Below are 487 nucleotides of genomic sequence, written 5' to 3'. Positions count from 1 at the left end.
CAAACCCAACTCGCTCTTCAGGCTGCGGAATACGCTCTCCAGATCCGTCAGCATCGTATAGGTACGCCACAGTTTTTCTTCGTCCCAAGTGGTCTCGTTGCTGCGCAGGCAATAGATGCCGGGATGCGTCGCCATCGTGCCATCCACCGGCACCTTTTTCCATGCCAGACCCGTGACCAACTTGCCAGATTCATCCGCGATAAGTTCGACTTGGTAATGCTGGCCGGCTCCCCGGCTCTTCTCCTTGAGGCGACCAATGCGCTCCAACAACTTGCCATAACGCTTTTCGCCACGCGGCTTGGCAAGCCCCTCGACGATCTTTTTCAACCCGGCCTCAAAGCCCGTGGCAAAGCGCTCGACCATGGCGCTTTCTTTCTTCTCGCGGCCCAGGGAGTGACAATATAAACGAACTTCTTTGCCGTCCTCGCTGATCTCTTTCTGGATGCGCAAAGGATCACCCCCCGCAGTTTCAATGCTGATGCCCTGG

1 pseudogene is annotated in these 487 nt (G+C 56.5%); it reads right to left on the bottom strand.

The features are described from left to right. Positions 1–487, bottom strand: a pseudogene (locus IV91_RS18465) (IS1634 family transposase); the annotation flags it as partial.

Source organism: Ferrovum myxofaciens (genome assembly GCF_000735045.1).
GTDB classification, from domain to species: Bacteria; Pseudomonadota; Gammaproteobacteria; order Burkholderiales; family Ferrovaceae; genus Ferrovum; species Ferrovum myxofaciens.
The sequence above is the reverse complement of the archived record's forward strand: the minus strand, read 5'-3'. Positions and strand labels throughout refer to the sequence as shown.